Raw genomic sequence first — 26,971 nt, 5'->3', positions numbered from 1 at the left:
AGGCTGAATAGGTTGGTGAGCCCAGTATTGGGCATCGAAATCTGATACGTAACAGAGCCGATATAGATTGATTTGTGCGATGTAGAAGGTCTCTCGCGCAGAGCGCGGGGTCGCGACCTTGGCTACGCCAAGATCCCTCGTACAGTAGGTCACTTCTTGAGGCGACATCGACATGCGGCCACAAAAAAGCCCGCGGATGCGGGCTTTTTAGGGTTAGGGGAGGGGCGGGAATTAAGCCCACTCACCTGGGTAGTCAGCGAAGCCTGGGTTGTCCGATACGCCAACTACTTTAGGATTGTTGACCTTAGGCAGGTTGATAACCATGTTGCCATCACGCTCAGAGCGCAGGTAGTCAGCGATGATATCCCACAGCAGGCGTCCTTCTGGCGTACGGTTAACCGTCGCCCAGCCAGAGACGCTGTAGTTTTTGTCATCTTCGATCACTTCGCCGTTGTCCAGACGCACTTCAGAGATACGTGAGCCCAGCGGTTCAGTTGGGTCGATGGTGTAGTCCAGGCCGCCTACGCGCACCATGTCACCACCTGACTGCAGGTATGGATCTGGATCGAACAGGTTATCAGCGACGCCTTCCAGCATGTCTTTGATCGCCTTACCGGTCATATCCTGGACGTAAGTCTCAGAGTAGGTCGTAGCACACTGGTTCATCACATCTTCCATGGTGATCCAGTCGCCTTCCAGCGTGGTAGTACCCCAGCGCACACCCGCTGACAGCGCGATATCGGCTTTGTACTCCCAGCGCAGAGCATTACAGATTACCTGATCCCAGGTACCCATAAAGTTACCGCGGCGGTAGAGAGTGCGGTCAGCCTTAGCCAGCTTCTCAGATAGGATCTCTTCGTAGGTCTTGCCTACGCGAGCGGGGTTGTTCTGCCACTTCTTGTTACGTGCTTCGATAACCTGATCATCATACTTGGTCTGACGCATCTGGTCGATGAATGACTCCATCTCCTTGTCAGCTTCGAGCCAGTCAGTGATAACAGGCAGCTGCTTGTAGACCATGTTCTTGATCTGGCCGCCTTCAATAGAGAAGTCCATACAGCCGACAAATTTACCGTTAGAGCCGGCGTTGGTTACCCAGCACTCACCGCCATCAACGTTCTTAACCTTGATTGGCTGTGGTACGCCGTCGTGGGTGTGGCCACCGAATACCGCGTTCAGACCCGGTACGCGTTCAGCCATCTTGATGTCGACGTCCATACCGTTATGCGATACCAAAATTACGGCATCTGGCTGCTCCTCTTCACGGATCTGCGCGACCAGCTCGATCATGTCATCTTCACGTAGACCGAACGACCAGTCTGGGAAGAACTCTTTCGGGTTGGCGTTAGAGGTACGTGGGAAAGCCTGACCAACAACCGCGATGCGTGCGCCGTTGATCTCTTTGATAACGTACGGCTGGAAAGCGTGGCCGGTATCTTCGTCGTAAAGACCGCGACCGTCGTAGCGCTCAACCATCTCGTAGTATTCGTCGCCAAAGAGTGAGTCCTCGAGGACTTTAACGTTCTGACCGATGAAGTCACCTTTGAACAGCGCAACGTTAGAAAGGACTTCCTCTTCACGGTAGGTGAACTCCCAGTGGCCAACCATTACGTCGATACCGAGGATGTTTGACGCCTCTACCATGTCGACACCGCGTGTCCAAAGTGAAGTACCTGAACCCTGCCAGAGGTCACCACCATCAAGGGTCAAAGTGTTCTGGCGTCCGCCAGCCTGCTCGCGCAGCATATCCAGCAGAGTTTTAACATGTGCGAAACCACCGGTGCGGCCGTACTTTTTCGCCTGCTCTAGGAAGTTGAGGTAGGTGTATGCGTAAGCCTCTGGTGAGTTCTCGGCCAGCCCCATCTCTTTTAGAAAGTTCTTACCTACAACGTGTGGCGCACGGCCATAAGCGTCGCCCACACCGAGGTTTACGTTGGGTTCGCGAAAGTACACCGGCTTAAGCTGGCCGTGTACATCAGTGATATGAAGAATACGCGCATCACCTGACATGGGTATGTCATAGAATCCGTTTGGAGCGCTTTTGTTCGCGAGTGCGCGCGCGCTGTAGATAGCTGGGATTGAACCCGCTGCAGCGGCAGCGGCCATTGCTTTCAATAGTTGACGACGATTCATAGTTACCTTAGGTTCCTGTCTGCGAATGGGCCAAAGGGCCATTTTCGGCAAATTACTGGTCCCGTTAGAACGAGAGGAGTTCAGTTGAACTATCTATCCAGCATTCTAGTTATATGCACTTTAGTCACATCCTTATTCTACCCTGTTAGGGCAGATGTTGTGAAGCCAGCACTGATCGAGATTAGCGCCTACACGACTGAAGTCGTAGAGGTGGAGATTCGCGCCAGTGTAGAGGCTCTGCTGACCGGAATTAATGGCCGCTATCGCAACACCAAAGAGGCACCCAATGCCGATGAGTATGACCAGTATAGACAAATGGAACCGGCGGACCTTCGAGAAGCATTCAAGCCCTTTGAGCAAACGCTGCTTGATGGTGTAGAGCTCGCAGCAGATGGGCAGCCGGTTGAGCTTCGGATTAAAGAGATTTACATAGCCGAAAAGGGCTATACCAAGGTGCCGCGTAATTCAGTAATCACCCTTGAGGGGGCGATCCCGCGCAACAGTAAATCCCTCACTTGGTACTACCCTCTGGCCTTTGGTGACCATGCGACGCGAGTTAGGCAGGTAAATGTGGAGACTGAGGAGTACCACTGGTCCTCGCATCAGTGGGTCAAAGAGGATGTGCCCACCAAGCCGTACCCGCTAAACGAAGTGTTCTCTAAGCCGACTTTTACCGAAGTGATTCACACCTACACGGTGAGTGGTTTTCAACATATCGTACCGATGGGGCTGGACCACATTCTGTTTGTGCTCGGTATCTTCCTGCTCAGCCGTCGGCTCAAGCCGATTCTGTTGCAGGTGACCATGTTTACGCTGGCTCACTCGATTACCCTAGCTTTGGGCGTGTTGGGGCTTGTGGAGGTTTCGCCGCGCATTGTTGAGCCTCTGATCGCGCTCTCTATCGCTTATGTTGCGGTGGAGAATATCTTTGTTCATAAAGTCAGCGCCTTCCGTCTGCCACTGGTGTTTGGTTTCGGTCTTCTGCATGGGCTTGGCTTTGCCACCGTGCTAACCGAGTTCGGTATGCCGACTGATGACTTTATCGCTGCGCTGGTGGCCTTCAATGTGGGTGTCGAATTAGGCCAGTTGGCGATTGTGTTGGTCGCTTTCTTTGGTGTTGCCTACTGGTTCAAGTCTCAGGCGCTTTATCAGCGAGTGGTGGTGACACCCGCTTCGCTGGTAATTGCTGTGATGGGGCTGTTCTGGTTTATAGAGCGCTTAGAAATTGTGGGAGGGATGTAGCGCGCAGCGCTATTTCCCGACAGGAGTGTAAAATCGCGAACGTACCGCTTCGCGGTAGATCGCTCCTAGGTGCTCCTGATAGAATTTCGTCAAAGCGATCCCATTGAGGAAACTACTGTGAATCATCGCATTCTACTTATGCTCTCTTCGGCTCTGCTACTGAGCGGCTGCCTAGGTTCTGGTTCGGAGCCTCAAGCGGCTGCTGAACCACAGCTGGTTGCGCAAGCTTCAGCAGAGCAGCCTGCGCCACAAGCGCAAGCGGCAGCGTCTGATACTACCGTGGAGCAGGTGGTCGTAGAGCGCGAATCCTCCAATATCGCTAACCAGATTGATCAGTTGATGGGGCGTCTGACGCTGGTGCAGGAGCAGGTGATCAATCAGCGTGCTTTAGCGCAGCAGCAGTTAGAGTTGAGCCAAGCGATTCTGCAGCGCGTGCAATTGATGACCAATACCGCACTGATCGATGAGACTAAACCGGCCGCTGAAGCTGACGCGGTCTCTGATGCGCAGAGCGAGCAGCTTGATGCCGCGCTGAATCAACTGCTGCAGATCGCCAATGAGATGCAGGTGAACAGATCGCAACAGAGCATCGATTCTCCTTGGGGTGTGGCGAGTGCGGTCACAAACAAAGGTTGGATTCTGATTCGCTACCGCATAGATACCGGTGAGAGCTGGATTGCAGAGAAGGGTAGTTGGACTCTGCTCAAAGAAGAGAGTACGCCGACGGGCGGTGCATATAATGTGCAAATAGAGCGTCGCGATACCGATTCCAAAGGCTATGTCGCTGTGCGTCTGGACCGCTCCAGCGGCACAACCTGGTGGCTCAACGACAGGACCTGGCAGGCCTACTAGTGAGCGAGCAACACCGCATCGAAGATCTGATTCCGTTATTTAACGGGCTCTTTCTTGACACGCTTAACACCGAGCTCGTGGCCGGTGACGATGAGCCAATCTATCTACCGGCCTCGGCGGAGTATCCTCATCACCGCGTCATTTTCGCACACGGCTTTTTTGCCAGCGCTCTGCACGAGATCGCCCACTGGTGTGTTGCAGGACCCGAGCGTCGCACGCTCGAGGACTTTGGGTACTGGTACAAGCCCGATGGACGAACGCAACTAGAGCAGCAGGAGTTCGAACAGGTAGAACAGCGTCCACAAGCCTATGAGTGGATTCTCTCTGTCTCTGCCGGTAAACGTTTCCACTTCAGTGCGGATAACCTCAGTGGTGGAGTTGGGCCGAGCGATAGGTTTAAACACTCGGTTGCAGACCGCGCTAAGCAAACGATAGAGCAGGGCATGAATCCGCGGCTGCAAGCGTTGAGTGATAAGCTTCGAGAATTTTATGGGCAACCTGAGCTACGCGCAGCGCAGTTTGAACTTCAACCAGAGCCTCTAGCGTGCGCGGCTGCAAATTTTGCTGAAAGGCTCAGTGTTTGTGCTGCATCATCGGTTTAATTTGCTGGATCGGGATCTCCATCGATTCTGATGAGCCGTCACTAAAGTTGAGCTTAAGGTCGATCGTTTCACCCTCTACCAGAGCCCTATTTAGGCCAATAAGCATCACGTGCTGTCCGCCGGGCTTTAGCTCAGTGGTCTGGTTGGCGGGCAGGTCGATCTGATTTACCTGGCGCATTTTCATTTTGCCATCGGTCATCGTGTTGTTATGCAGCTCAACCGCCTTAGCGACACTGGATTCAGCGCCTATGACTGCCAAATCAGTATCGGCATTGTTGGTCAGCGTCATGAAGGCCGCACTCATCTTGGCTGTAGGTGGTACTGCGCGAGCCATCGCATCTTCAATGTTTAGATCGGCTGCTTGGGTCAGAGATGCGCTTAGAAGCAGCGCAGGCATCAAAAACTTCATTAGATATCCTTCAGAGTACAATTTAACGCTTAGAGATAAGCGGCGAGCTTTTCATGCAGCTCAACCGGATTAATATCGTGAGCCAAGATATCAGCGAGCTGGCCGTCTGGATCTATCAGATAGATTCGGGCGGAGTGGTCAACTGTATAGCCCAAGGCGGAATCCTCCATCTGCACAAAGGAGTAGTAGGCCCCGTACTGTTTAACGATCGCGTCGATCTGCTCTTTGGTGCCGGTTGCGCCAAAGATACGATCTGAGAAGTACTGGGTATAGGCGTGTAACTCCGCGGGCGTATCGCGCTGGGGATCGACCGAGATAAACAGGCCGCGAACCTTCTGCTGCTGCGCATCGTCAAGTTGGCGAATGGCCGTGCCCATCACACCCATCGAGGTTGGGCAGACATCGGGGCAGGACATAAAGCCGAAGTAGATCAGTACGATCTCACCCTTGTAGTCACTGAGATTAATCTCGCCCTCGACTGAGGTGAGTTTAAAGTCGCCACCGATGCCCGCTTGAGCATATTTGGGTAGCGGAGCTTTTGGGCCAAACAGTTCAAAACTAACGTACGCGCCTGCGGCAACGGCTAGGCCGAGAAATGTGTAGAGTAAAAGGTTGCGCATCGTTGCTCCCTATCAGCGTGCGTCAAATTCGAATTGATAGACCTCTTGTCCATCCTTCTGTTCGAGTATCAGATTAAGCACCCAGCGCATTATGCCGGTTGTGCAGATACCGAGGTTAGCCTCTGCTTCCCAATGTTTGCTCTGGCTCTCATCTGTCCGCTCTAGAGTCACCTGGTTAATGCCCATGTACATCTCTTTACCCTGAAGGTCGATCCAGATGTTGCTCGGAGCATCGCCGGGGTAGCTGACATTGACCTGAAATGGCGATGCTGATGAGATCGGGCGCGGGCTAAGTTCGAGCCACGCTACACCGGCATTGGTTGTAAATTCACAAGGTCCAACGAGCAGATCGCAATCTACCACAGTAGCGTCGCTTTCTCCTCTCTGTTGTAGCCAGAGCGCACTTCCCAGCGCAGCTGCCAACAGAAGCGCTGCGCCCAGCAGACTGAATTTGCGGTTGCTGGTTTTAATCCTGCACCTCGTTTAGGGTATGCATTTGGAAAAACAGCGTCGAGTGTGCCACAAAAACGGAAGTGGTTAAATTAGAATGGTCTAATTTATTGAAATTCAATTGCGCTAGATCAGAGGTAAACCTCGATCTAGGTTTTGCGTATAATCCCGGTTTAACACCAGCCCAACTGCCTTTCGAGATTCGAAGCGATGCTAAACCTTGTTGCCGACGAAAATATGCCCGCCGTTGAGGCGCTCTTTGGCGATTTTGCCAAAGTGACTCGCTTAGCCGGTCGGCAGATGCAGGCGGGCGATTTAGCGAATGCCGATATTCTGCTGGTGCGCTCGATTACTTCGGTAAATGAGTCGCTTTTAGCCAAGGCCGAGCAACTGAAGTTTGTTGGTACCGCAACGATTGGAATCGATCACCTCGATACCCACGCCCTCGAGAGGCGCGCTATTCAATACACCAATGCACCCGGCTGTAACGCTGATGCGGTTGTCGATTACACGTTGAGCGGAATTTATAAAGATGCTCAGGTCCGCGGTCAGAACTTAAGCGAGCTCTGCTTTGCCGTAGTTGGCTGTGGTCAGGTGGGTTCACGCCTGCTGGAACGGTTGCGGGCACTAGGCCATAAGCCCCTTAGCTGTGACCCCTTTCGTGCAGACGAACCTGGTTTCCAACATACTCCGATCGATGAAGTGGTGCGCAAGGCCGATGTTATCTGTCTTCATACCCCGCTTACCAAGCAGGGTGAAGAGCCAAGTGAGCATCTACTGAGCGAGTCGCGCTTACGCCAACTCAAAACCAACGCCATGTTGCTAAATGCCGGTCGAGGTGCCGTGATCGACAACGCGGCACTGCTGCGTGTGGCGACTGAACGTCCTGATCTGGTGCTGATTCTGGATGTATGGGAGCACGAGCCAAGCGTCAATCTGCAGCTGGCCCAGCGCTGCTTTATCGCCACGCCCCACATTGCCGGCCATAGTATCGATGGTAAGTTGCGCGGCACCTGGATGCTCTACGATCAGGTATGTAAAAGATTTGGCATTGAGCAGCGTTTCAAACTCGAGGATATCTTGCCGGCGCCCCGTATTTTGGGCGTTACGCTGGCAGAGGATGCTGAGCCTCACCGTCTGTTGCAGTTGGTTTATGATCAGTGGGCTGACGACCGTCGATTCCGTGCGTCTTTGGTAGCTGATTTATCTCAGCAACGGACTAATTTCGATCAATTGCGCAAAAATTACCCCTACCGCCGCGAATTTGCCGCGCTACGTATAGCCGTTGCATCGGCAGCACAGCAGGCTGAACTGACGGCAATGGGCTTTCAGGTTGAGCTGCAGTCTTGAGTCGACCAGAGATCCTGCAAAGTTTTGTGCCTCAGGCGCTCAGTGACCTGCAGATTCACTCCGGCACGCAGATCCAGCTGGAGTTGGTCAGCAAGTCGCAGCGTTACAAAAGTGAGTGGATAGGTTCCAGCGCAAAAGATCTGATCTATATTCGTGCGCCCAAAGGCGCTGGTCGTCTGGTGCCCGGAACGCGCGTCAGAGTGAGGGTGCTGCAAGATAACTGGGTCTGCGCCTTCACTACTGAGATTCAACACCATCTGGCGCAGCCGGAAGCGCTATGGCTGTTGGCCTATCCCTCGAGTATCGAAGTTGCACGCTTGCGTGAAGAGACACGTCTGCCGGTGGCTATTCGTGTTCGAGTAGACGGCAGTGACCCGCTTGAGGGGCCAGAGGGGGGGAATGGCCTTGTCAGTGATCTGCACATGCGGGGGGCTGCACTACTCACCCATGTTCCCGTTGGTGAAGTAGGTGATCACATTTTTCTGACAACTCGCCTCAGTTTTGCGCAGACTGAAAACCTAGTGATGCTGGCGGCGCATATCGTTAATCATCGTAGTGCTGACCCCGGTGCTATCTATACCGAGCAGTATGGCCTGCGTCTTGATCCGATGGATGACGAGACACGAGTCTATCTGCAGGGGTACCTTGCGCAGATGCGACTGAGTTATCTGGGTTACGAGCTGTAGAATAACATTCAGATACCGACCTGCTTGGGCGGTATCTGAACTCGAGTCGAAATGAGACGGATTATTTCAAGTTACGCAGCGCGTCGATGCGATCATCCAGTGGTGGGTGGCTTGCGAAGAGCGCCATCAGACTCTGTTTAGTATCGCTGGCGATGCCGAAGGCGGTCAGCTGACCGCCTAGGTCTTCAGACTGACGCTGGCTCTCCATTTTTAGGCGCTGCAGCGCGCTGATCATACCCGCTTGGCTGCCGTAGAGTGCACCTGCTTGGTCGGCGCGGTACTCGCGACGACGCGAGAACCAAGCGACGATCACAGACGCAAGAATACCGAAGACGATCTCTGCTACAAATGTGGTGATGTAGAAACCGATGCCGACGCCACCCGAGTTGTCGCCGCGGCGCAGGAAAGAGTCCACAGCGTAGCCAACAATGCGTGCCATAAACATAACGAAGGCGTTCACGACACCCTGAATCAGTGCCAGAGTCACCATATCACCATTCGCAACGTGGCCCACCTCGTGTGCCATAACTGCCTTAACCTCTTCGGGCTTAAAGCGCTGCAGCATGCCGGAGCTCACTGCCACAAGAGAGTTGTTGCGGTTCCAGCCAGTCGCAAAAGCGTTCGGAGCGTTTGATGGGAAGATACCGACCTCAGGCATCCCAATGCCCGCTTTCTCAGCCAGTTCGGCCACGGTATCAACCAGCCACTTCTCCTGCGCGTTGCGCGGCTGCTCAATGATCTGCGTGCCGGTAGAGCGCTTTGCCATCCACTTCGACATGAACAGCGACACGAACGAGCCGACCATTCCGAACACCAGACAGAAGATCATCAGCGACGTCAGATCTAACCCGTTAGCGGTCAGATACGAGTTAACCCCCAGCAGTGAAAGAGTCACGCTGGCAATCAAAATGATCGCTAGGTTAGTTAAAAGAAAGAGTCCAATTCGCATCATGATGCGCACATCCTCATTAAGTTTCGTTACAAAAATAGTGTGGGCAGGGCAGCTAATTTCAAGCCGCAGCTCGCGAACCGAAGCTTAGTCTAGCGAAGCTGAAAGGGCGCTTTAAACGCCTCTCCAATCATAGGCTTCAACGTCGCCTCAACAGGTGACCTACTTGGATTTGTGTGTCTGGTCTTGCCCCGACACGACCCGACAAGAGTAGGTGTCGCGAAATAGCGCTGCGCACTACATCGCTCGTACACCGAATACACCGAGCCGACTAGTTCTCTGAAGACAACATCGCGGGCCAGAAGCGCTGGGAATACCTGTTACAAACTCTTGGCAGCAGGGATGCTGCCACGAAGCCTACAAGGATGTATCCACGGCGGGTTTGTAACAGGTATTCCCAGCGCTAACCGCAAGATCTTATTTATACGTTTTCAAGAACTTAGCAATACGATTGCATGCATCTTCCAGCATATCCACCTGCGGCAAGAACACCAAACGGAAGTGCTGTGTATCAGGCAAGTTAAACCCGCTACCTTGCACAATAAGAACCTTCTGCTGCTGCAGCAGGTCGAGTGCAAACTTCTCATCGTTGTCGATGGGGTAGATCTCTGGATCCAGTTTCACGAACAGATACATGGCACCGGCCGGTTTAACGCAGCTGACACCCTCAATGCTGTTGAGCATATTGTAGGCGAGCTCGCGTTGCTCCCAAAGGCGACCGCCGGGAACGATCAGCTCGTTAATGCTCTGGTAACCACCGAGAGCGGTCTGGATTGCGTTTTGCGCCGGTACATTGGCGCACAGGCGCATGTTGGCCAGCATGTCCAAACCCTCGATGTAATCACGAGCGCGGTGCTTAGGACCGCTGATGATCATCCAGCCTGAACGGAAGCCTGCCGCACGGTAGGTTTTGGATAGGCCGTTGAAGGTTGCACAGAGCACATCGTCGCAGAGTGAAGCGGTAGAGACGTGCTGCGCCTCATCGTAGACGATCTTGTCGTAGATCTCGTCAGAGAAGAGGATAAGGTTGTGCTCGCGCGCCAGATCGATGATCTGCTCTAACAACTCAGCGGGGTAGACGGCACCTGTTGGGTTGTTCGGGTTAATAACCACAATGCCACGAGTCTTATCGCTAATCTTCGAGCGGATATCCTCGATATCCGGGAACCAGCCGTTCTCCTCTTCACAACGGTAGTGGCGCGGGTTACCGCCCGCCAAGCTCACAGCTGCGGTCCAAAGCGGGTAGTCTGGCGCCGGGATCAGCATTTCGTCATTGTCGTTCAGCAGACCCTGCATCGCCATAACAATCAGCTCAGAGACGCCATTACCGATATAGATATCCTCGATACCCACGTTGGCAATCTGTTTACGCTGACACTCCTGCATGATCGCCTTACGGGCGGCAAACAGACCTTTGGAGTCACAGTAACCCTGGGCCGAAGGCAGGTTATAGATGACGTCCTGAACAATCTCTTCTGGCGCGTTGAAGCCCCAAGGCGCCGGATTACCGATGTTCAGTTTAAGGATCTGGTGGCCCTCTTCCTCAAGGCGTTTAGCCTCTTGCATGACGGGGCCGCGAATGTCATAACAAACGTTGTTAAGTTTGTTGGATTTGCGTGTTACAGACATCTCGTTCTCAATACCTGTCAGTTGTGCCATTAAATGGCGAATTCAGCCGGCAATGATACGTGTTTGCTGAGCTTGCGTATAGCACCACTATGCACAGATGCACGCAACAACTGATTGAATTTAAGAGAGGAATTATGGCTAACGATAAGCCTGAAAAGATCCGAAAATCTGACGCTGAGTGGCAGCTGGAACTGACACCCGAAGAGTTTCATATCTGTCGACTCAAAGGCACTGAACGTGCGTTTACAGGAGCTCTCTACAATGAGAAACGTCAAGGCACATACCTGTGTAAGTGCTGTGGCGAACAGCTGTTTGGAGCCGATGCCAAGTATGACTCCGGTTGTGGTTGGCCGAGCTTCTACCAGCCGGCTGATGAGCAGAAGATCGATGAGTACCGCGATACCAGTCACGGCATGATTCGCACCGAAGTCTGCTGCAGTCGCTGCGACGCCCATCTGGGGCACGTCTTCCCTGATGGTCCGGCGCCGACGGGTATTCGTTACTGCATTAACTCAGCATCGCTCAACTTCATACCGGAGGATGAATGAAATCCTTCGAGCAGCTTAAAGACCAAACGCTAAATCATCACAAGGGAACACCGCTCGAAGCGCTGCTGGGGCCGCGCGCCCGAACTCATGCCGAACTCTGCGCCGTGCCGGACGACCGCATTCTCAGTGCCATGTCTTGGCGCATCTTTTGCGCTGGACTCAAACGGTCGGTGGTTGATGGTAAATGGCCGGCATTTGAGAAGGCGTTCTTTGGATTTGTACCCGAGAAAGTCTCATTGATGAGTGACGAGCATCTCGAGAAGTTGATGCAGAATCGCGATCTGATTCGTCACCTGGGTAAGATCAAAGCGACCCGTATTAATGCGTTGATGATTGAGGAGGCGTCGCGTAAGGCGGGCGGATTTGGCCGCTTCCTAGCTGACTGGCCGGTGAAGGATACCGTTGGCCTTTGGCAGTTCTTCAAGAAAGAGGGGAGTCAGCTCGGGGGTAATTCAGGTGCCTATTCGCTGCGAATCATAGGGCGCGACACGCCGGTGCTTACAGATGATGTGGTGACTGCATTGAAGGCGCAGGGTGTTGTTGATAAACGCCCCACGGCACAGCGCGATCTCAAGCTAGTGCAAGAGGCTTTCAATCAGTGGCAGCAGGAGTCGGGTCTGGATCAGTGTCAGATTAGCCGTTTGCTGGCGCACTCGATCGGTTGATTGGTTTCAGCGAGTAGAGGGGTGTGGCAGGGGTTTTAACTCAGCTAGAAAGGCCGTCAAACTCTCAGCAAGGCGTCGCAGCGGTCGCTTCCCCGGCGCCTCCAGCCAGATGCTGCCATCCTCATTCATCAGCGAGATAAACTCCTCGCCATCGGGTTCGGTGCAGGCGAAAAAGAGTGTGAGCGGCTGGCGCATACGGCGTTTGTTCAGCGCATGACCAATCAAGTTGGCTCGTAAGCGCTCGAACTCCTCCAGATTCCAAGCAAATAAGAGTGTCAGTTCCCCATCCGGATGCTCAGCATAGATAGGATCAGACCAGTAACGGCTGTAATAGTTGGCTAGGTCAGGGTGGATAGGGGTATCCAGTGCCTCGCCGAGACGCTCGAACATATCGATAGGCGTATCGATTGCAACAGGCCGCCAGCCTACATCATCACCCTCTTGCGCCTCACTCACAAGGCAGGGACTTTGCCATTCGGCTTCCCAGGGTAGCTGCGGCCAGCCGAGAGGTTCCTGAAGCTCCCTGTATTGACTGATGAAACTATCAAGCTGGGCCTCTAATGTCATCGCACTCACTTCCTCGGGTTCAGTTGCTCAACCAGCGCAGAGTATGCCCTAATCGCTTGGTTGATTGAAATTTGAACGCGATCGTTCACTCTTTGACCAACCGCGTACTGATTTACAAAAAAAGTGTTAAAAGCGTTTGACACTTATCCAAAAGCCATTAAAATTCGGCACCTGTTCTCGGGCGACTGGGAGCAAGAGTAAGCTGGAGTGGTAGTTCAGTTGGTTAGAATACCTGCCTGTCACGCAGGGGGTCGCGGGTTCGAGTCCCGTCCATTCCGCCACTTACTCAAAACGTTATGGGCGAATAGCTCAGTTGGGAGAGCATCTGCCTTACAAGCAGAGGGTCGGGGGTTCGAACCCCTCTTCGCCCACCATAACGGAGTGGTAGTTCAGTTGGTTAGAATACCTGCCTGTCACGCAGGGGGTCGCGGGTTCGAGTCCCGTCCATTCCGCCATTTCTCTTTAAACCGGTAAGAGAAATTAAGTCGCAAGACACCGTACGTTTTGGGCGAATAGCTCAGTTGGGAGAGCATCTGCCTTACAAGCAGAGGGTCGGGGGTTCGAACCCCTCTTCGCCCACCAAAACGGAGTGGTAGTTCAGTTGGTTAGAATACCTGCCTGTCACGCAGGGGGTCGCGGGTTCGAGTCCCGTCCATTCCGCCATTTTCGCTTTTTCACAAAAAGCATCGCCACGTGACAGTGGCACGCCTCCAAGGTTATGGGCGAATAGCTCAGTTGGGAGAGCATCTGCCTTACAAGCAGAGGGTCGGGGGTTCGAACCCCTCTTCGCCCACCATAACCTATGCAGCTTTTTGTTAATGGGCTAAAGCTCGCTCATGAAACCCGACTTATTGAACCCTTTTGATCACCCGCTTTTTGACCGGCACCAGGTCAGCGTTGATGTTCTACGTCTCGATAAAATTGATCCGCTGATCAGCGGGAACAAATGGTTCAAACTTCAGCCTCTTCTAATTGGCCGAAAAGCTAAGCGTCCGATACTCAGCTTCGGCGGGAGTTACTCAAACCATCTACACGCCCTCGCTCGCTTCGGACAGCGCTATGAGATTCCAACCATCGGCGTGGTACGCGGTGAGCGTAAATATACGCCGACCCTTGAGGACGCAGAGCGCTGGGGTATGCAGCTCCACTTTATTGACCGCGATAACTATCGGGCAATGCGGGATTCAAACTCTGTGCAGCGCTCAAACGTTATACGTGAGTTAACTGCGCGCTTCGGTCGATTCGATTTGATTCCGGAGGGCGGAGCTACCGGCAGCGCTCTGCAGGGCTGCGCAAAGATATGGGGCTTGGTGCCTAATGATTACCGTCCAGATCTTGTCATGGTAAGCGTCGGAACCGGTACCACCCTTGCGGGTCTGGTCTTGGGTGCGCCGGCAGGAACCCGATTGGAAGGCGTTGCTGCTATTACGGATTTCAACTATCTCAGACCTGCCATTGGTGCCGTACTGTTGGGACGCAGGCTGAATCCAGACGTCAGTTGGACGCTTCTGCCCGGTGTTGACTTAGGTTTTGCGCGTTTAAATGCAGAGCTTGCGGCGCTGTGGATGGCTGCGTCCCAGCAGAACCTAGAGCTAGATCCCGTGTATACGCTCAGAATGCTGCATACACTGATTCGACGGCTTCTTAAAGGTGAATACAAGCCGGGTTCCCGTATTATGCTGGTGCACACCGGGGGGCTTCAGGGGCTGCGGGGCCAGCAAGAGCGTCTTAGCCGTTTGGCCTCTGCCCATTGTGGTCCCATCCCTCTATAATCCAGTAATACTTATCTAAAGCTCCACTTTAGAGAGCTTATCTGCGACCGTACAAGGGAAATCTGATGGTTGAATTTAAGAAGATAGGCCTGATTGGCCGTCTTGGAAGCCGCACAGTTATCGATACACTGAAGCAGCTTGGACGTTTTCTGGAAGAGCGTGGCTTGCAGGTCGTTGTTGATGCTGCGATCGCCGATCTAATGCCCGGCCACGGTTATCAGGTTGCCAAAGGGCGCATGATCGGCGAGATCTGTGATCTGGTGATTGTTGTCGGTGGTGATGGCTCGTTGCTGGGTGCTGCGCGAGTGCTTGCGGCAACCGGTGTACCCGTCCTTGGGGTCAACCGCGGTAACCTCGGCTTTTTAACAGATATCAGACCCGACGAAATCGAGCAGAAGGTGGGTGACGTTCTCGAAGGTCGCTATTCAGTGGATAAACGCTTCTTGCTGGATGTGGTGGTTAAGCGCAACGGTGAGCCTATCGCAGAGGCGACCGCGCTGAATGACTGTGTACTGCACCCGGGTAAAGCGACGCGTATGATTGAATTTGAGCTCTGGATTGAGGGGCAGTATGTCTACAACCAGCGCTCAGACGGTTTGATTGTATCAACGCCTACCGGTTCTACGGCTTACTCGCTTTCCGGTGGTGGACCGCTGATGCAGCCTAAATTGGATGCGCTAGTGCTCGTGCCGATGTTCCCGCACACCCTCTCGAGCCGACCTATCGTGGTAGAGGGTAACTCCGAACTTAAGTTGGTTGTCAGCGAAAGCAACGAGACTTATCCGTCAATCGCCTGTGATGGCCAGATGAATATCGCGCTGGCGCCGGGTGATACGGTGACCATTCACAAGAAACCGCAGAAGCTTAAGCTGTTGCATCCGCTGGATTACGACTTCTATCAGACCTGTCGTGAAAAGCTGGGCTGGAGCTCTAAGCCTGGAGGTAATGTTTAGATGCGATTGGATCAGGGTGTCGACCTTATTGGCGATATCCACGGTTGTGCGGCCTCTCTTCGATTGCTGCTGGAGCGTTTGGGCTACAGCGAGCAGGCGGGCGTCTACCGACATCCAGCGCGAAGAGCGATCTTTGTGGGTGATCTGATCGATCGCGGACCTCGAATTCGCGAAACCATTGAGATCGTGCGCTCGATGGTCGAGGCGGGTCAGGCCGAGATTGTGATGGGCAACCACGAGTACAACTACCTCTGTTTTCGTACCGAATCACGCACGAAACCGGGTCGCTATCTGCGCGACCATACGCCACGCAATACTCGCATCGTTCAGCAAACACTGGATCAGTATGCCAATCATCCGGCCGATGAACAGGACCTACTGAGCTGGATTCTGGATATTCCTCTGTTACTCGAGTACGACAGCTTACGTGTGGTACACGCCTGTTGGCACAAGCCGCTAATCAAGCGTCTGCGCGCCGGGGTTTCGGCCGATGCGCGTATCGATATGGAGTTTGTGCACCGCTCGACGGTGCATGAATCTTTCGAGTATCTGGTTATGGATCGCCTGCTGCGGGGCACACATATGCGCCTGCCGAATAATGAGGTGATGGTGAGTAAGGATGGCTTTAAACGCACCTTCTTCCGCACCAAGTTCTGGGCACAAGAGCCGCAGAAGATGATCGACGTGGTGTTCCAGCCCGATCCACTCCCCGAGCATATAGCGATGGAGCCGCTGACGGCGGGCAACCTGACACAGCTTCAGTATTACGCACCTAATGAGCGCGCTCTCTTTATCGGCCACTTCTGGTGTGAGGGGGAGCCGAAACCCGTTGCACCTAATATCGCCTGTCTAGATTACAGTGCCGTGAAGTATGGCAAGCTAGTCGCATACCGCTTTGATGGCGAACCGCTTATCGATCAGAGCAAGTTTGTCTGGGTCGATGTGGATCAGGAGTTTCCGCGCGACGGAGCGAACGGATGAGGCCCGTCCTGCAAGTTCCATTAAGTCAGGACCTTAGCGAGTTCACCCGTTTTCTCTGGGCCAACGAGGTACCCCATCGCGTCACCGAAGATGAGACCGATCAGACGCTTTGGGTCTCTCCGCGCGTCAGTGGTGAGCGAGTGGTTGAGCTCTACGCGTACTGGGAGCAGGGCGGCGATCTGAATCGTATTCAGGTGAACAGCGCCGCGCGTCGACAGGCTGTTTCTGTCGGCGATCTAAAGCGTCTGCCGGTGACCTTAGCGTTGATAGCGCTCTCTATTTTAGCAACGTTGGCGATTAACTTCGGCGCTAACGCCGATTGGCTAGGTCGACTCAGCTTTTCCCCTTTCGATATACGTGGCAATGAGATCTACTACTCCGACTTCGCAACGCTGCTAGGCAGCGGTGAGTATTGGCGTCTGATTACACCGATCTTTCTGCACTTCAGCATGCTACACATCCTATTTAATCTGTTGTGGATCTGGGTTATCGGCCGGCGTATTGAGCAGCTACAGGGGGCGATGGCGCTGATTGGCTTGGCGCTATTTAGTGGTGTGACCTCGAACTTTGCACAATTTGTTGTCAGTGGCCCGTTCTTTGGCGGTATGTCTGGAGTGGTGTTTGCCGTGCTGGGTTACTCCTGGGTCTGGGACCGACTGCACCGGCCCATCTTCTACACGCCACCGGCGCTAATGGGCTTTATGCTCTTTTGGTTGGCGTTGGGCTACTCGGGTGCGCTTGAGTTTATGGGGCTGGGTGCTATCGCCAATACGGCTCACCTGATTGGTCTGGTCGCGGGTCTGATTTGGGCGGCATTGATGGGGCTGATTCTGCGCCGTTAGAGCCCGTCAACGTCCGTTTCACCCTCAGGGCTGTGATACACTCAGGTTAATCTATTCGTATTGCTACTAAAGCAAAAAAGGAAGAGTTCAGTGAACTACGAACGCATGATCGAGACGATGACCCCCGAGGTCTACGCCTCCCTCAAGCAGGCGGTTGAGTTGGGTAAATGGCCCAATGGTCAGCGCCTCACACCAGAGCAGCGCGAAACCAGTCTACGCGCCGTTATCGCCTACGAAGTTAAACGTGATCTACCTGCCGAAGAGCGTGTTGGTTATATAAATCGTTCGCGCCCTGATGGGTCTCAACACGGTAGTGACCCTCTGCAACCTGACGTATTGCGAATCCTGACTGATGACTGATATTCCAATGCAGATGCAGCACCAGGGAGTGTTGCGAAAGATGCGCGTGCGCCTTGGCGACCCCGTTGAGTACCAGTTGGCGCTTGATGGTGCCGATGAGGGTCCAATCCTTAATCAGTTTTTGGGCAAACCGGTACGTTTAGAGTATCAAGGCGCGATTAACTGTCTGGCCTGTAATCGTAAAACCAAGAAGAGCTTCTCCCAAGGCTACTGCTACCCCTGTTTCACCAAATTGCCGCAGTGTGACTCCTGTATCGTCAAGCCTGAGACCTGTCACTTTGCGCTAGGGACCTGCCGCGATCCAGAGTGGGGGCAGCGCAACTGTTTTACCCCTCATGTTGTCTACCTAGCTAACTCCAGTGGTTTGAAGGTGGGCATCACCCGTGGCTCACAGGTTCCAACACGCTGGATAGACCAGGGTGCGATTCAAGCACTACCCATTCTTGAGGTTGATACCCGCTTACAGTCCGGTTTGGTTGAGACGCTGTTTGCTAAGCATGCAGCGGATAAAACCAATTGGCGGGCCATGCTGAAGGGGCAGGTGGATCAGCTTGATCTAATCGCAGAGCGCGATCGCTTGATGCAACTCTGTGCCGCAGGGCTTGAGGAGCTGCGTGCAGAGAACGGATTTGATGCGATTCGCGAATTAGACGCTCAGCCACTTGAAATTAGTTACCCAGTGATTAATTATCCTACTAAAGTCTCAAGCCTGAATTTAGACAAGGATCCGGTCGTTGAAGGTGTATTGCAGGGAATCAAGGGTCAATATTTGATGCTCGATACCGGTGTAATCAACCTCAGAAAGTTCGGCGCTTACAACATTAAGTTTTTCGCCTAAATCACGCTTGATGGGTGGTTTAGTGCTCGACTCTTTAAGGAGCGGCGCACGTGCGTGACGGTCAACCGAAAACGATCTACCTAAAAGATTACCGTGTTCCTGCCTACCTGATCGATCAGGTCTCTCTCTGCTTCGAACTCGATGAAGAGGAGACGTTGGTCCGCAGTCGTCTCAAGGTGACGCGCAATCCGGCCAGCCATGAGAAAAACCCGGCTTTGGTACTGCACGGTCATGAATCCCTAGAGTTGCAGCGTATCTGCATCAACGGCCAGATAGTGCCAGAGCGCGAATACCAGCGCACGGATGAGACACTGACCATCGCAGAAGTGCCAGACAGCTTCACGCTTGAGACGCTGACAAGAATCCAGCCGCAGTTGAATACGGCACTGGAGGGGCTTTATAAGTCTGACGGTGTCTTCTGCACTCAATGTGAGGCCGAGGGTTTCCGTCGTATCACCTTCTACCCCGACCGTCCTGATGTAATGTCGCTGTTCGACACCACTATTATTGCTGATCCTAAACGTTACCCCGTGCTGCTCTCGAATGGCAATCTGGTAGAGCAGGGCGAGACTGATGACGGTCGCCGCCAGGTGAAGTGGGAGGACCCGCATCCCAAACCGGCCTATCTATTTGCACTGGTGGCGGGTGATTTGAGCCTGATTGAAGATAGCTTTACGACCGCCTCCGGCCGCGACGTGAAGTTGGAGATCTACTCCGAACCAAAAGATCATGACAAGCTTGAATATGCGATGAAGTCGCTTAAGCGCGCGATGAAGTGGGATGAAGAGGTCTACGGGCGCGAGTACGACCTGGACCGATTCATGATTGTTGCGGTCGACTTCTTTAATATGGGGGCGATGGAGAACAAGGGTCTTAACGTATTCAATACCAGTTGTCTGCTGGCGAGCCCTGAAACAGCAACCGATATGGCCTTCCAGCGTGTGGAGGCGGTGGTCGCGCATGAGTATTTCCATAACTGGTCGGGCAACCGTGTTACCTGCCGTGACTGGTTCCAGTTGAGCCTCAAAGAGGGCTTTACCGTATTCCGCGACTCTGAGTTCTCCGCCGATATGAACTCGCGCACAGTGAAGCGTATCGAAGATGTCAGCCTGTTGCGTACCGCCCAGTATGCTGAGGATGCCGGCCCGATGTCGCACCCGGTGCGTCCTGCCTCCTTTATCGAGATCTCCAACTTCTACACCCTCACCGTTTATGAGAAGGGCGCAGAAGTGGTACGCATGATCCATACACTCTTGGGTGCCGATACCTTCCGCAAGGGCTCAGACCTCTACTTTGAGCGACATGATGGCCAGGCGGTAACGACGGATGACTTCGTGCAGGCGATGGAGGATGCGTCTGGGCGGGATCTGACTCAGTTCAAGCGCTGGTACTCCCAGGCGGGTACACCGCGTATTGAGGTGACCTCAGATTGGGATGCTGAGCAGCGCCGTTATACGTTAACGTTCACACAGAGCTGCCCCGCAACGCCGGGCCAGAGCGAGAAAGAGCCCTTTCATATACCTGTGAGCTACGGTCTGATCGACTCACGCGGTCATGAGATACAAGCGGGTATGTTTGAGCTGCACGAAGCCCAGCAGAGCTACAGCTTTGATGGTTTGAGCGAAGAGCCGACGCCGTCGCTGCTGCGTGGTTTCTCGGCACCGGTCAAACTCAGCTATGACTACAGCGAAGAGCAACTGCTGCACCTCGTGCGCTACGATGGCGATGGATTTAACCGCTGGGATGCAGCTCAGCGCTACTTGGTCAATCTGATGCAGAGCGCCATTGCGGCGTATCCTGACAAACCGGCTCAAGCTCCTGATCAGCTGATTTCAAGCTGGCGCGAGCTGATGGCAGATACCTCGCTTGATGCGGCGATGTTGGCCAAGCTATTCACACTGCCCAGCGAGGCCTACCTAAGTGAGCTGGCTGAAGTGATCGAGGTTGAGGCGATCCATAGCGTACGTGATCAGTTGCGCAAACAGCTAGCGACGGCGCTGGAGAGTGAGTGGATCGAACTCTATAAACGTCTGCAGAGTGATGCGCCATACGCGCCAACGGCCGAGCAGATCGCTGCGCGCAGCCTTAAGAACTTGTCGCTGGGCTACCTACTAGCAACCGGTAAAGCAGTCTACGCGGAGCTGGCCAGCCAGCAGTTCGCCAACGCCGATAATATGACCGACGAGCAGGCCGCGCTGTCGATGTTGGTGCACTCAGAGCACCGCGAAGCGGCGGCTGACGCACTCACCGAGTTTCGTGAGCGTTGGCAGGATCAGGCATTGGTGATGAACAGCTGGTTCTCAATTCAGGCGAGTGAATCCAATCCGGGTGCGTTGGAGCGCATCCGTCTTCTAGAGCAAGATCCGCTCTTCGATGCGAAGAACCCGAATAAGCTGCGCAGTTTGATTGGCGTCTTTGCCGGCACCAACCCAACCCAGTTCCATGCAGAGGATGGCTCGGGCTACGCTTACTTGGGCGATTGGATTATCCGCCTAAATGAGCAGAATCCCCAGGTGGCCTCCCGCCTATTAACGCCACTGACGCGCTGGAAGCGTTACCCTGAAGCTAAACAGGTACTTATGCGCGAGCAGTTGCAGCGTCTGCTAGCGGAGCCTAAGCTTTCACCAGATGTTTATGAAGTTGTCAGCAAGAGTCTGGCTTAAGAGGATTTGACCCCATGCAGCGTACCCTGAACGCTTCGATAAAATTTGATCTGCAGCAGAACTACCGCCGTTACTTGCGTTTTCTTGATCAGTACGGCGCTGACTCTGACCAGCTGAAGCTAGCGCGCGCCTCCAAGGTGTGGGTAGCGGCTTTGATCATGTTGTTGTTTGCGTTGGCGTCTGACTTCTTCCTCGGTGCCAGTGCGGCGCTCTTTGGTCTCTACTTTTACCGTATCGGCGTCGCGTACATCGAGGTTACCAAGGTACAAGAGGGACGTGAGCAGTCCGAGCGCTGGTTTGCGTCTCAGGGGCTTAAGTTTGAGGGCAGGGTGCTCTACTTCAAAGATGATCTCAAGCTCGATAACCCTCTAGATCCGTTTAACGATAGCTTGTATCGGTAGGACGTAGTCGACCTGCGCTTTGTGAGAGGCTTGTGAGGCAGAGCCGAACGAGGCGACAGGGTCGCGACCTTGGCCGCGCCAAGATCCCTTATATGGACCCACCCGTTTGTTGCAAGACCGTTTTGACTCGATAGAAGTAGATTGCACGCTTATATCCGGCCTCTCAGTTTGGGCGTATCCACCCGGGCCATTATGAGATGTGCTCTTGCTGTTCTTATCTCCTACCCGGCTTCTTGATGAGCCACAGGGATCTTCAGATTTTCAGCAAGTCGATCTTATCTGTCGTGTCTTAACGTTCTGCGCAACTCTTTGGTTGGGTTTAACTCTATTTATCCTGCCTTGGGCAGGCTCCGTACTGCGTTGGTTACAACGCTTTGTAATCTCTCTCGTTTACTAAGCAGCTCCAGGCGATACGGGCCAGCTTGTTTGCGATCGCTACCACGATCTTGTTTACGTGCTTGCCTGAAGCCCTCAAGCCTTGTGCCCACAAGCCAAGGCGACTGCTTTCGGGCCACTTCTCTAGTGAGCGGTATGCAGCCCTCGCGCCGTGTACCAGTTGCTTGCGCAACTGTCGATTTCCTCGTTTACTGATCCCCAGTAACACGTCTTTACCACCGCTTGAGTGCTGGGCGGGCACCAAGCCTAACGAGGCGGCTAGGTCGCGACTGCCCCGGTATGATTGACCATTCCCCGCATACGCAACCAGCAAGGTCGATATGACTGGGCCTACACCAGGTATCGTCATCAACCGTTTACAGCGCGCATCAGACCTAGCGATCTTTTCGATCCGTGAGGTGTAGTAATCAACTCGATCATCGCAGCGTAGCCACTCCTCTCTGAGATCGGCAATGATCTCTCTTAAACCGTAACTTAACCCGTTCGAAGCGTCCTCAAGTATCAACGCGACCTCGTAGCGAGTTGCAGCATGTCCACGCTTAACTACGACGCCCTGTTCAGCAAGTAGTCCCCGTATCCGATTACCGATGCGCGTACGGTTGTTAACCGAGTCTTCGCGGACTCGGTGCAGAGCCTGTAGGTCGAGCTGTTCCGTCGTTTTAACAGCTACTACCGGCGCCTGCTCTCGGGACGCTGCCTCTGCAATCGCTGCGGCATCCCGTTTATCATTTTTATTAACCCGCACGTACGCCTTTACGTAGCTAGGCGGGATGATCTTCACATCATGACCATACTGCTTGAATAACTTGGCCCAATAGTGAGAACCGCTGCACGCCTCAATACCAATAATGCACTTGGGTTGTTTAGCTATAAACTTGGCGACCTCCGCGCGCTTGAGCTGACGCGCAAACGTCTGCTTACCACTGCTCGTCATACCGTGAGCTTGAAAAACACTCTTCGCCAGATCGATACCAATAATGCTAGTCTTGTTCATGTGGACCCCCTTCTTGGATGCCGTACTTGATTGAATGCGAAATCCAATCTTGGCACAGAGTGGGTGGGTCCATCTCATTTCCTACAACTCCCGGCTGGCCAAATAACTCTCCACCGTATCCACAATCGCCTGCGTCTGCGGATCAATCTCCAGGTTCACTCTGTCACCCACCTGCGCCTGACCAAACAGGGTGCGCTCCAGTGTCTCTGGAATCAGCCAAACACTGAAGGTTTGGTCGGTAACATCGGTCATCGTCAGGCTACAACCATTGAGCCCGACAAATCCCTTATCCAGCAGATAGCGAGCATATTTGGCTGGGCGCTCGAAGCTGATGCAGCAGTTGGTCTCGGTGCGCTCAATCGCCGTGATTTTGACGGTGTCGATAATGTGACCCGACATCAGGTGGCCACCAATCTCATCACCAATCTTTGCCGCGCGCTCAAAGTTTACATGGCTGCCCACTTCCAGTTCACCCAGATTGGTAAGCTTTAGTGTTGAGGCGATCGCGTCAAACCAGACACGACTGCCCTCAAACTTGCGTACCGTCAGGCAGGTGCCGTTGAGGGCTATGCTTGCACCGTGCGCAAAGTCGGTTCCCGCGCTAGTCGGAAACACCAGATTCAGCGCGATGAACTGATCGGCTGGCTCTATCGCTAATACCTCGGCTGTACCCTGAACAATACCCGTAAACATGCGCAATCCTTTAGTTCTCTGTTTGTGACCCTGAGTTACGCGCAATCCTAGCACACAGATTCCCTTGTTGTTCGCGACCTTGGCTGCGCCAAGATCGCTCCCACGGGGATATGGTCTGTCCATCGGGCGGGTGCGTAACTTAAGTGTTAACAGTTTTCTGAGGAGAGATGCGTGCGCGTTCTTGTTACGGGTGCCAGCGGTTTTATCGGCACAGCGCTCTGTAGAGCGCTATTAAAGCGCGGTGATCAAGTTGTTGCCTGGGTTCACAAAAGCGAACCAGAGGTGACGGGCCTAGAACGTATCGATCAGCTTGATCAGTTAGAGGGGCTGATAGATGCGGTGGTTAATCTTGCTGGCGCTCCGATTGCGGATGCGCGTTGGAGCGACTCGCGCAAGGCGCTACTGCTCTCAAGCCGGTTGGACACCACCGATGCTCTGATTAATTGGATGTCGCAGCAAAAAGAGCCGCCGAAAACGCTGATCTCAGGCTCTGCCATCGGCTTTTACGGCGCTTGCACTAGCGATGAGAAGATTACAGAGGCCTCTGCGCCTCTGTGTCAGGACTTCTCGGCTGACCTCTGTCAGCAGTGGGAAGCTGAGGCAATGAGAGCAGAAGGTCTTGGCGTGCGCGTCTGTCTGCTGCGCACCGGTGTGGTGCTGGGTAAGGGCGGGGCGCTTGCCAAAATGCGTCTGCCCTTCTTGATGGGGGGCGGCGGTCCGATCGCTTCAGGCAAACAGTGGATGCCGTGGATTCACCTGCAGGACGAGGTGGATGCGATTCTACATCTGCTCGATCGCGACGATTTGAGCGGTCCCTTCAATCTGACAGCGCCTGACCCGTCGCGTAATCGTGATTTCGTAAAAGCCTACGCTGAGAGTTTGAAACGGCCTGCGTTTATGCCAATGCCTGGTTTCGCGGTTGATTTGATGCTGGGTTCAGAGGCCAGTGCACTGTTGACCGAGGGGCTGCGAGTCGTACCCCAGCGTCTCGAGGAGAGTGGTTTTCAGTTTACCTATCCGATTCTGGAGAACGCGCTGCTAGCGGTTGCTAAAAGCTACTGATACCGATTAGGCCTCATCCGATGGATGCTGCCGCTTCGGAGCGCGCCGATCCGCTTCGAGTGTCTCCATACGCTGCAGCGCCGATACTGCCGTATGCAGCTGACTCTCAATGCGCTCCAGACGCGCCTCCAGCATCTGGATTTTTAGCAAGGTCGCCTGCTCACGATCAACCATCTCCTTCTCATCTCTCTCGATAAAAAAGACCGAGAAGCTCGCTGTCAGTAGTGAGAATAGGGCTACGCCAACCAGTATCAACAACATCCCGACAAGACGCCCCTCAAGCGTTGTTGGTACCAGGTCCCCGTAACCTACGGTGGTCATGGTGACCCAGGCCCACCAGAAGCCGTCTACGGGGTTTTTAAACGCCGGGTCTAAGCCCGATATTAAGAAGGCTGAAAGCACCAAAAAGCCGAAAGCGACCATCAGAGTGATGCCTAAGTTGTGCCGTCCTAGTACGGAGCGCAGGTCTGCCGATAGCCTAAAGAGAATGCCGAAGAAGAGCAGCAGCCGCAGTGAGCGCAGAAGGCCTGAGTTAAACGCAACCGCCTGAATCGTCAATGGAATACCGACCAGCACAATGAATAGGCTGAGCCAGTTCTGCTTCAGATAGCGCGCAGGGCTATCCACTAACCAGAGCATTAACGTGAGCTCTGCGGCAAAAAAGCCCCAGATGATCCAGTCTGAAAGCGGAAGGTAACTGGCGTTACCGGTTCCTGAGGTTTGGTGATACCAGTCAATTAGAATCCAGAAGGCTAGAATCAGCAGCGGCCACTCAAGTGCGCGACCCCAGCGCTGAGCGGTTTCGTTCTCGCGCGGGTCTACCCCGGCTAAGCCGATAAAGCGCATCAGTTTGTCATGTTGCTTGTGGTCGCTCACGCTGCTCCTTGAATGCGCTCTGGATCTTTATCTATTAAGATTAGCGCGAGTGGCGCAATTTGTTGAGTATTAAACGAAAAATGGCCAAGACGCCCGAATTTAATTTCACTAAAGCCAAACAGGTGGTGGTGGATCTAAATATCTCCGAAGATGAATTTCTGCGTGTCTACCGCGGCAGCGCTAGGACGGTGCTCGCCTATAGCATTGATGGGCGTCGCGTCAGTTTTCCGGCCAATATCCTCCAGCCCTATGTGACGCGTACCGGTATCCGTGGTCGCTTTAGGATTCGCTTCGATACCGAAGGGCGCTTTAGCTCCATTGAGAAGCTGGTATAATCGCGCCACTTTGAATTTTTGGCGGATTGATAATGCTCTACGACCTAGCCCGTAACCTGATGTTCCGTATGGATGCCGAGAAGTCGCATGACCTCGCACTCGCCAGCATGAACTATGCAGCGGAATTTGGCCTACCGCGTCTGATGGGCGCACAGAAGGTTGAGGCTCCGGTGGATGTGATGGGTATCCGCTTCCCCAACTCAGTCGGCCTAGCTGCGGGTCTGGATAAGAATGCTGCCGCGATCGATGGTATGGCCGCCATGGGCTTTGGCTTTGTTGAGGTGGGTACGGTAACGCCGCGTCCACAACCGGGTAATCCAAAACCGCGCCTTTTCCGCATCCCAGAGCATAGTGCCATTATCAACCGTATGGGGTTCAACAACCTGGGTGTGGATCAGATGATCTCCAATATCGAGAAGGCCAACTACAAGGGTGTTCTCGGCATTAATATTGGTAAAAACAAAGATACGCCCAACGAAAACGCTGCAGATGATTATCTGCTTTGCATGCGCAAGGTCTACCCGCACGCCAGCTACATTACGGTAAACATCTCGTCACCGAATACGCCTGGGCTGCGCAGCCTGCAGGTGGGTGACAGCCTGAATCAGCTGCTGGATGCGCTCAAAACCGAACAGGCTCGCCTCTGCGGTATCCACGGGCGCTATGTTCCGGTAGCGGTTAAGATCGCCCCGGATATGGACGAGGATGGTTTTGTCGCAACCGCGGGTGCGCTGAAGAGCTTTGAGATGGATGCCGTGATCGCAACCAACACGACGATCGGACGTGAGGGTGTCGAGGGCTCGGTCCTGTCGCAGGAGGCCGGTGGCCTCAGTGGTGCGCCTGTGCGCAATCTATCGACTCAAGCCATTCAGATGCTGGCTGCAGAGCTAAACGGTGCGTTGCCGATTATCGGTGTCGGCGGTATCACCGAGGGTTTTGACGCTGTCGAAAAGATTGAAGCGGGGGCTAGCCTAGTGCAGCTTTACACGGGCTTTATTTACCGTGGACCGCAGTTGGTACGTGAGTGTGCAGAAGCAATTCGAGATAGAGCAACGATCAAAGCGGGCTGAGTTAGTCTAAAACGTAGACGGCTCCCAAAAGGG

At 53.8% G+C, this 26,971-nt stretch carries 28 protein-coding genes and 6 tRNA genes; 24 read left to right on the top strand and 10 right to left on the bottom strand.

The genetic code is table 11. From position 1 onward, the window contains the following. Nucleotides 1-231 precede the first annotated feature (231 nt). Complete coding sequence (locus AC1WNR_RS09490; protein WP_481644247.1) at nt 232-2,133, bottom strand: 5'-nucleotidase C-terminal domain-containing protein; 1,902 nt, start codon at nt 2,131-2,133, stop codon at nt 232-234. A gap of 159 nt (nt 2,134-2,292) precedes the next feature. On the opposite strand from AC1WNR_RS09490, the gene AC1WNR_RS09485 reads away from it, so the two are divergent. From AC1WNR_RS09485 to AC1WNR_RS09475, 3 genes are all read left to right on the top strand, one after another. Then, nucleotides 2,293-3,375 (top strand): HupE/UreJ family protein, encoded by a 1,083-nt coding sequence (locus tag AC1WNR_RS09485; RefSeq protein ID WP_481644246.1) that lies wholly within the window; start codon nt 2,293-2,295, stop codon nt 3,373-3,375. A 117-nt stretch (nt 3,376-3,492) separates the two neighbouring features. After that, nucleotides 3,493-4,227: a hypothetical protein gene (locus AC1WNR_RS09480; RefSeq protein WP_481644245.1), complete on the top strand. Its 735-nt coding sequence runs from the start codon at nt 3,493-3,495 to the stop codon at nt 4,225-4,227. Beyond that, nucleotides 4,227-4,829, top strand: coding sequence for an elongation factor P hydroxylase (locus AC1WNR_RS09475; protein ID WP_481644244.1), 603 nt, complete (start codon nt 4,227-4,229; stop codon nt 4,827-4,829). The genes AC1WNR_RS09480 and AC1WNR_RS09475 overlap by 1 nt, the downstream gene beginning before the upstream one ends. Here AC1WNR_RS09475 and AC1WNR_RS09470 read toward each other — a convergent pair. Genes AC1WNR_RS09470 through AC1WNR_RS09460 form a run of 3 tightly spaced genes read right to left on the bottom strand, consistent with a single transcriptional unit; the run spans nt 4,801 to nt 6,281 of the window. After that, the gene (locus tag AC1WNR_RS09470; RefSeq protein WP_481644243.1) at nt 4,801-5,238 is read right to left on the bottom strand and encodes a copper chaperone PCu(A)C; all 438 of its coding nucleotides are present in this window, start codon (nt 5,236-5,238) and stop codon (nt 4,801-4,803) included. The genes AC1WNR_RS09475 and AC1WNR_RS09470 overlap by 29 nt on opposite strands. Nucleotides 5,239-5,267: 29 nt before the next feature. Beyond that, nucleotides 5,268-5,858, bottom strand: a complete 591-nt coding sequence (locus AC1WNR_RS09465) for an SCO family protein (protein ID WP_481644242.1) — start codon at nt 5,856-5,858, stop codon at nt 5,268-5,270. A 12-nt stretch (nt 5,859-5,870) separates the two neighbouring features. Further along, nucleotides 5,871-6,281: a hypothetical protein gene (locus tag AC1WNR_RS09460; RefSeq protein WP_481644241.1), complete on the bottom strand. Its 411-nt coding sequence runs from the start codon at nt 6,279-6,281 to the stop codon at nt 5,871-5,873. A 237-nt stretch (nt 6,282-6,518) separates the two neighbouring features. Here AC1WNR_RS09460 and AC1WNR_RS09455 point away from each other — a divergent pair, with 237 nt between their 5' ends. Both AC1WNR_RS09455 and AC1WNR_RS09450 read left to right on the top strand, forming a co-directional pair. Next, nucleotides 6,519-7,658 (top strand): 4-phosphoerythronate dehydrogenase, encoded by a 1,140-nt coding sequence (locus AC1WNR_RS09455; RefSeq protein WP_481644240.1) that lies wholly within the window; start codon nt 6,519-6,521, stop codon nt 7,656-7,658. Beyond that, complete coding sequence (locus tag AC1WNR_RS09450; protein ID WP_481644239.1) at nt 7,655-8,344, top strand: flagellar brake domain-containing protein; 690 nt, start codon at nt 7,655-7,657, stop codon at nt 8,342-8,344. The genes AC1WNR_RS09455 and AC1WNR_RS09450 overlap by 4 nt, the downstream gene beginning before the upstream one ends. Nucleotides 8,345-8,405: 61 nt before the next feature. Here the strand turns inward: AC1WNR_RS09450 and htpX are convergent, their stop codons facing one another. Beyond that, on the bottom strand, nt 8,406-9,296 hold the full coding sequence (htpX, locus tag AC1WNR_RS09445) for a protease HtpX (protein WP_481644238.1): 891 nt from the start codon (nt 9,294-9,296) through the stop codon (nt 8,406-8,408). A gap of 414 nt (nt 9,297-9,710) precedes the next feature. Further along, nucleotides 9,711-10,922 carry a pyridoxal phosphate-dependent aminotransferase gene (locus tag AC1WNR_RS09440; protein WP_481645385.1) on the bottom strand — a complete coding sequence of 404 codons (1,212 nt, stop codon included), beginning with the start codon at nt 10,920-10,922 and terminating at the stop codon, nt 9,711-9,713. A gap of 134 nt (nt 10,923-11,056) precedes the next feature. Here AC1WNR_RS09440 and msrB point away from each other — a divergent pair, with 134 nt between their 5' ends. Both msrB and AC1WNR_RS09430 read left to right on the top strand, forming a co-directional pair. Beyond that, nucleotides 11,057-11,470 carry a peptide-methionine (R)-S-oxide reductase MsrB gene (msrB, locus tag AC1WNR_RS09435; RefSeq protein WP_481644237.1) on the top strand — a complete coding sequence of 138 codons (414 nt, stop codon included), beginning with the start codon at nt 11,057-11,059 and terminating at the stop codon, nt 11,468-11,470. Continuing rightward, nucleotides 11,467-12,135: a DNA-3-methyladenine glycosylase I gene (locus AC1WNR_RS09430; protein WP_481644236.1), complete on the top strand. Its 669-nt coding sequence runs from the start codon at nt 11,467-11,469 to the stop codon at nt 12,133-12,135. The genes msrB and AC1WNR_RS09430 overlap by 4 nt, the downstream gene beginning before the upstream one ends. Before the next feature lie 6 nt (nt 12,136-12,141). Here AC1WNR_RS09430 and AC1WNR_RS09425 read toward each other — a convergent pair whose 3' ends face one another. Beyond that, nucleotides 12,142-12,702 carry a SecY-interacting protein Syd gene (locus AC1WNR_RS09425; protein WP_481644235.1) on the bottom strand — a complete coding sequence of 187 codons (561 nt, stop codon included), beginning with the start codon at nt 12,700-12,702 and terminating at the stop codon, nt 12,142-12,144. A 204-nt stretch (nt 12,703-12,906) separates the two neighbouring features. Between AC1WNR_RS09425 and AC1WNR_RS09420 the strand changes: the two genes are divergently transcribed. The 14 genes from AC1WNR_RS09420 (at nt 12,907) to AC1WNR_RS09355 (ending at nt 21,512) form a co-directional block, all read left to right on the top strand. After that, nucleotides 12,907-12,983: transfer RNA gene (locus AC1WNR_RS09420), tRNA-Asp, on the top strand. Between the two features lie 17 nt (nt 12,984-13,000). Continuing rightward, nucleotides 13,001-13,076: transfer RNA gene (locus AC1WNR_RS09415), tRNA-Val, on the top strand. 4 nt (nt 13,077-13,080) lie between these two features. Further along, nucleotides 13,081-13,157, top strand: a tRNA-Asp gene (locus AC1WNR_RS09410). A gap of 51 nt (nt 13,158-13,208) precedes the next feature. After that, nucleotides 13,209-13,284: transfer RNA gene (locus AC1WNR_RS09405), tRNA-Val, on the top strand. Between the two features lie 4 nt (nt 13,285-13,288). Beyond that, nucleotides 13,289-13,365, top strand: a tRNA-Asp gene (locus tag AC1WNR_RS09400). A 57-nt stretch (nt 13,366-13,422) separates the two neighbouring features. After that, a tRNA-Val gene (locus tag AC1WNR_RS09395) sits at nt 13,423-13,498 on the top strand. A gap of 40 nt (nt 13,499-13,538) precedes the next feature. Continuing rightward, nucleotides 13,539-14,474, top strand: a complete 936-nt coding sequence (locus AC1WNR_RS09390) for a 1-aminocyclopropane-1-carboxylate deaminase/D-cysteine desulfhydrase (RefSeq protein WP_481644234.1) — start codon at nt 13,539-13,541, stop codon at nt 14,472-14,474. Nucleotides 14,475-14,539: 65 nt separating this feature from the next. Then, a complete protein-coding gene (locus AC1WNR_RS09385) occupies nt 14,540-15,427 on the top strand; it encodes an NAD(+) kinase (protein WP_481644233.1) in 888 nt (295 codons plus the stop codon). Then, on the top strand, nt 15,428-16,408 hold the full coding sequence (locus AC1WNR_RS09380) for a metallophosphoesterase (protein ID WP_481644232.1): 981 nt from the start codon (nt 15,428-15,430) through the stop codon (nt 16,406-16,408). Beyond that, complete coding sequence (locus AC1WNR_RS09375) at nt 16,405-17,250, top strand: rhomboid family intramembrane serine protease (RefSeq protein WP_481644231.1); 846 nt, start codon at nt 16,405-16,407, stop codon at nt 17,248-17,250. Before AC1WNR_RS09380 ends, AC1WNR_RS09375 begins: the two co-directional genes overlap by 4 nt. Nucleotides 17,251-17,340: 90 nt before the next feature. Beyond that, nucleotides 17,341-17,610: a YeaC family protein gene (locus AC1WNR_RS09370; RefSeq protein ID WP_481644230.1), complete on the top strand. Its 270-nt coding sequence runs from the start codon at nt 17,341-17,343 to the stop codon at nt 17,608-17,610. Then, nucleotides 17,603-18,448: a DUF2797 domain-containing protein gene (locus AC1WNR_RS09365; protein WP_481644229.1), complete on the top strand. Its 846-nt coding sequence runs from the start codon at nt 17,603-17,605 to the stop codon at nt 18,446-18,448. Before AC1WNR_RS09370 ends, AC1WNR_RS09365 begins: the two co-directional genes overlap by 8 nt. A 50-nt stretch (nt 18,449-18,498) precedes the next feature. After that, nucleotides 18,499-21,111: an aminopeptidase N gene (pepN, locus tag AC1WNR_RS09360; protein WP_481644228.1), complete on the top strand. Its 2,613-nt coding sequence runs from the start codon at nt 18,499-18,501 to the stop codon at nt 21,109-21,111. A 14-nt stretch (nt 21,112-21,125) separates the two neighbouring features. Further along, nucleotides 21,126-21,512, top strand: coding sequence for a hypothetical protein (locus AC1WNR_RS09355; RefSeq protein WP_481644227.1), 387 nt, complete (start codon nt 21,126-21,128; stop codon nt 21,510-21,512). 364 nt (nt 21,513-21,876) lie between these two features. Here the strand turns inward: AC1WNR_RS09355 and AC1WNR_RS09350 are convergent, their stop codons facing one another. After that, on the bottom strand, nt 21,877-22,902 hold the full coding sequence (locus AC1WNR_RS09350) for an IS110 family RNA-guided transposase (protein ID WP_481643174.1): 1,026 nt from the start codon (nt 22,900-22,902) through the stop codon (nt 21,877-21,879). An 81-nt stretch (nt 22,903-22,983) separates the two neighbouring features. Beyond that, on the bottom strand, nt 22,984-23,595 hold the full coding sequence (locus AC1WNR_RS09345; protein ID WP_481644226.1) for a riboflavin synthase subunit alpha: 612 nt from the start codon (nt 23,593-23,595) through the stop codon (nt 22,984-22,986). 171 nt (nt 23,596-23,766) lie between these two features. On the opposite strand from AC1WNR_RS09345, the gene AC1WNR_RS09340 reads away from it, so the two are divergent. Beyond that, nucleotides 23,767-24,657, top strand: a complete 891-nt coding sequence (locus AC1WNR_RS09340) for a TIGR01777 family oxidoreductase (RefSeq protein WP_481644225.1) — start codon at nt 23,767-23,769, stop codon at nt 24,655-24,657. A 6-nt stretch (nt 24,658-24,663) separates the two neighbouring features. Here the strand turns inward: AC1WNR_RS09340 and AC1WNR_RS09335 are convergent, their stop codons facing one another. Then, nucleotides 24,664-25,533: a potassium channel family protein gene (locus AC1WNR_RS09335; RefSeq protein WP_481644224.1), complete on the bottom strand. Its 870-nt coding sequence runs from the start codon at nt 25,531-25,533 to the stop codon at nt 24,664-24,666. A 62-nt stretch (nt 25,534-25,595) separates the two neighbouring features. On the opposite strand from AC1WNR_RS09335, the gene AC1WNR_RS09330 reads away from it, so the two are divergent. Both AC1WNR_RS09330 and AC1WNR_RS09325 read left to right on the top strand, forming a co-directional pair. Further along, entirely contained in the window at nt 25,596-25,868 is a 273-nt protein-coding gene (locus AC1WNR_RS09330; RefSeq protein WP_481644223.1) for a DUF2835 domain-containing protein, read from the top strand. Between the two features lie 32 nt (nt 25,869-25,900). Beyond that, the gene (locus AC1WNR_RS09325) at nt 25,901-26,938 is read left to right on the top strand and encodes a quinone-dependent dihydroorotate dehydrogenase (RefSeq protein ID WP_481644222.1); all 1,038 of its coding nucleotides are present in this window, start codon (nt 25,901-25,903) and stop codon (nt 26,936-26,938) included. Nucleotides 26,939-26,971: the final 33 nt, after the last annotated feature.

It is taken from the genome of Marinobacterium marisflavi, from assembly GCF_982447095.1.
This window is presented reverse-complemented; position numbering and strand designations above follow the sequence as displayed.